This is a genomic window from Ketogulonicigenium robustum, from assembly GCF_002117445.1.
Lineage (GTDB): Bacteria > Pseudomonadota > Alphaproteobacteria > Rhodobacterales > Rhodobacteraceae > Ketogulonicigenium > Ketogulonicigenium robustum.
This window is the reverse complement of the sequence record NZ_CP019941.1, coordinates 1-4,005: the sequence shown is the minus strand read 5'-3', so window position 1 is coordinate 4,005 and position 4,005 is coordinate 1. Positions and strand designations below refer to the sequence as shown.

3 protein-coding genes are annotated in these 4,005 nt (G+C 53.0%); 1 reads left to right on the top strand and 2 read right to left on the bottom strand.

The window, feature by feature from the left end:
- Positions 1-946: 946 nt before the first annotated feature.
- A complete protein-coding gene (locus tag BVG79_RS13920; RefSeq protein WP_085787620.1) occupies positions 947-1,345 on the top strand; it encodes a helix-turn-helix domain-containing protein in 399 nt (132 codons plus the stop codon).
- On the opposite strand, the gene BVG79_RS13340 is transcribed toward BVG79_RS13920, so the two are convergent.
- Positions 1,280-2,473 (bottom strand): plasmid recombination protein, encoded by a 1,194-nt coding sequence (locus BVG79_RS13340; RefSeq protein ID WP_157115762.1) that lies wholly within the window; start codon positions 2,471-2,473, stop codon positions 1,280-1,282. The genes BVG79_RS13920 and BVG79_RS13340 overlap by 66 nt on opposite strands.
- 131 nt (positions 2,474-2,604) lie before the next feature.
- Positions 2,605-4,005, bottom strand: a complete 1,401-nt coding sequence (locus BVG79_RS13335; protein ID WP_085787618.1) for a protein rep — start codon at positions 4,003-4,005, stop codon at positions 2,605-2,607.

The following is a 4,005-nucleotide window of genomic DNA, read 5'->3' as shown; positions in this document are numbered from 1 at the left end:
GGCCGCAAACCCCGACGGGTGCGGCGACTATTCTCTTGATTTTCTGCGTCTGTGCGCATACTATCCTCCGTGTTCATCAGGCTCACGCCTGATCTGATTAGGGCTCTTGTCTCTGCTTGTATCGTCGCCAAACTATACTTTAAGCAGCGTCTAGAGCCTGATGAACGATCTAAGAAGCCCGCCCCCTGAAAGGCGGGCTTTTTTGATCTGTGCCAGATGTTGTTACATCGGCGCTCAAAAATCAAGTTTTTTCTTGACTTTCAATAATTTGCATTATGCACATTATTATCGTTTGATAATAAGAGCCAGAACAGCACAGAATAGTTGTGCGATAGCTATGAATAATAGCAGATCCATCCCTGTTTCCTTTCTTACTAAATACAATGCGAAACTGCTCGCATCTGTTTTATTTAGTTGAATCGGAAACTCCAAATCGGCCGGATTCAAAAAAAATATAGACTATCTTTAAAGTAGCAACGCCGCCGCTCGCGCGACGGCATTGCGGGAAATGCGATAGCAACAAAACCACTTATTGTCGTATATCCCCACTTTCAAGCGAAGCGCCCCGCGAAGCGATCAAAAAAGAAAGAAAGAAGGGGGCGCTGCCCCCGTCATGCGCAAGCGCATGACTCCCCCGCCCCTCACTCACCAAAGCAGCAGCTACGAAGCAGGACGGGATCGGCGTTTGTGCATCACGTGCTCGCATCACCAACACAAATAGACGTATCCCCATGAATGGGGCCCCACGTCGATTTGTGTTGGCGCTACTGCGCGCGCAATGCCCTGCAGCCTCACCCGACCGGCTCCGAAGCAGCAGCTTTTAAGACAGTGAGTGACACAAGAAAACATGCGCAAGCGCATGTGTGCATCGCGTGCGCGCGATGCACGGGAAGGTTGCCTTCGTTGTATATAATAATATAGCCTGCACGCTGTGCGCACAGCGTGCATGAGAGGCAAAAACATGTCAAAAATGTTGACTACTGCACAAGTTGCACAGCGCTTTGGACTGTCACGATCGACAGTTAGCAGAGCGCTTAAAAACGGCGACTTGCGTGGCATCCGCGACAATAGAGGCGTGTGGAAAATTGCCGAAGATGATGCGCATAAATGGCGCAGCGACGCCGTGCATGAACAGCGTGCGCACAGCGTGCATGACAGTGCATTACGCACACGTGCTGAAGTTGCGGAAGCTCGTGCAACAGCGCTAGAAATGCACGTGTCTGACTTGCAAAGCGAGCGTGACGACTTGCGAAAGCAGCGCGACGAGCTGCAAGCGAAGTTAGACGGTCGGCCCGTCGAAACTGTCAGTATCAGCCAGCTTTTCGGGCGCCTTTTTCGGCGCTGACATGGCGCGTAGAAGCGCGACAGTCTCAGCTTTCGTTCGCTTCATCTGCGGCATGATCTTCACAGCATCAGTGCGTGCTGCGCGTGTCTCTTCGACCTCTTTTCTAGAGCCGAGCCGCAATGCAATCTGAATAGATCTGCGTATTCGCGGCAAGCTTTTACGCACTTCTGAAATCGCTTCATCGAGCGACTTCAAGCGCTCTACAAGAATGCCGCGCAAGCCAGAAACTCGCTTGCGCTCAGCCCTGACGGCTTCGACAGCGACAGACTTTTGACGCTCAAAATCGACTTGTGCAGCATCGAGCTTTGCACGCTCTGCATCGAGCTGCTCGCGTTGTGTTTTAAGCTCTGTGCGCTCTGTCTCGACAGCTTTAAAAGCCTCAGTTTCTAAGCGATCCGGCGCGCCGTCCGACTTCTCACGCTTAGGCTCTAGCTTGATGTTATTCCGACGCTCGAAAAACGCAGCAAACTCGCTTTGCAGCGCAATACCGACCGCGCGCGGCGCGCTATAGTTTGGCGCTGCCCCAGAATGCCGCCGCTGGATCTCTTCGCGATGTTTATCGGCCAGCTCGCGACCAAATTTTGTGGCGCTCGACCACATTTCGCCAGGCTGATCCGGCGGCGTTCTTTTCGTGCGCTTTTCATAAACTGGCGAAGCAAAAACATCGACGATGCTCTCGCCCGCCTCGTCTCTGTCTAGCCTCGCTGCAAAGACAGCGTTACCGCCGTGCGTTTCGTTTATAAACTCCACTGCTTGGCGCACCATGGCGCGCTGCAGCTCTTCTTTGCTTCTGTTGGTTCTTCTCTCGTCAAGAAGCTCAGGCGGAAACCGCACTATAAAGTGCAGAACAGGCTTCTTCGCCGCTTTGTTTTGCCTAACGCCTTTTGTGTGCGCGTCATATGCCGACCGAAGGTCTAGCGTCTTATAAACGAGCGGAGAGGCATCTCTTACGACGCGTTTCGCACTTGTTTTGTCTTGTCGTTTCGCGTGCTTTTCGGCTGCTGACAATCCAGCCATATCTAACGCACTACATCTCACCGCTGCTTTCATTTTCAATCCCTCATATATTACCTTTTCTGTTGTTTTTGCGAAAAACGCAAAACTCGCTTTGCGTTTTTTGTTCGGCACCTGCGGCACCTCCAAAAAACACGCTTGCTCTCCGAGGGTCTGGCAGGAGCCTAAGAGGGGGCATTCTGCCCCTGATCGACCCCATTGAGGCTCGATCTAAACAGACCCCCCACAGGGGCGTCTGTGGGCCGCTAGTGCGGCCTTCCGCCATCTTCGAGCCATCTGATCTCTGCAATTAGAGATGCATGGCGCATCTCCCATTCCAGCTCAGATATCCCGTATCTGTCGATGACGGTGTCATACAATTCGTCGAGCCTTGCTTCGCGCTCTTCTTTTGTCATGCCAGTTGCATCGCGTTCTTCCATCTCCTCGTTCTCCTCTATGATGAAATCATTTTCGTCCTCGTCGTTTGGCCCGCTTTCTGCTGCCTTGACCGCAACAGCGCCTCCGCGCTCTGCGGCCTCGAGCAAGTTCACGCGTTTAGCGCGCACTTGCTTCCACCCTTCATTGTCCCACTCCGCGACAATTTCAGGGCCGCTTTGCTCTGCTGCATCAACTTCAGCCATAGCTTCATCGTCATCCAGCTCGACCAAACCGCATTCTTCTTTCAAGCCTTGGCTCCACACCAATTGCCGCCTACGCTTGCCGCTCGTTGCATTGAAATATTCGAGCCAAAGCCCGTCATCGCCCGCCTGAAGTAGCTGCCTTGGCGTGCGTCCTTTGCGTTTTCCGCTCTTCGAGCTTGAAAGCGTCAACTCTTCGGCAGCGCCCCACTTCGCTACGTAGTCGCCCGCATTGGCAGCCCCGCGAACGTCAAACGCCGCATCGTTGCCCCACATGCCATACCCCTTCAGACATGCACGCCACGCATCGCCTAGACGTTGCATCAGATGCAGCGCTTCGCTTTCATCGCCAGCTCTTAGCAAGACAATTTCGTGAAAGTGCGGGTGCCACCCATTTGCATAGCTATGAGTAATTTCAGTTGATGTGACTGACCCAACAAATGGTAAATCGCGCCACTCGCGGCGCTGACGCAACCGCTGTTTCGCCTTCTTCATGTTTTGGAGAAGATCAAAAAGCGAATCACCTGCTTTGTGCTGGGCTGTCAGAGTTATGAGCACCGGCACAAACCCGTTGTCGCGCGCCCACGCGAGCAAGTGATTCATTTCAGAACGGCGAATTTGCGCGATGCGAGCGCTACAAACTGCGCAGCCCCACACATTCCGGCACTGTGCTAGACCTGAAAAGAATGCCCGACGCCCGCCATCCTCGCCCACGTTTTGCACGTTTAGCTCAACTGTCGGAGACACTTTTACGTGCCGACATTTCGCAACTTGGTGGGGCTTGTTTTTGTTCAGATTCAACAGAATCCGAGCGGCTGAACGCAGATCTGCATAAAGCTGCCGCCTACTGAATAACCTGTTGTTTTCTTTGTTTTTTTCATTCGGTTGACCCCCATTCTGGTCAACCGATTTACGGTATATACCAAGGGGGGTCTGCCGACCCCCTGAAAAAGCGTCATCGCCGCGCGCCTGCGCACCCGCGTTCTTCTTCGATTTCTGAACTGAATGTGATGCTAGTTTGTGAGACAT

Coding starts and splice junctions, on each gene's coding strand:
- BVG79_RS13335 (WP_085787618.1), bottom strand. CDS start 4,005: ATGTCTCACAAACTAGCATCACATTCAGTTCAGAAATCGAAGAAGAAC.
- BVG79_RS13920 (WP_085787620.1), top strand. CDS start 947: ATGAGAGGCAAAAACATGTCAAAAATGTTGACTACTGCACAAGTTGCA.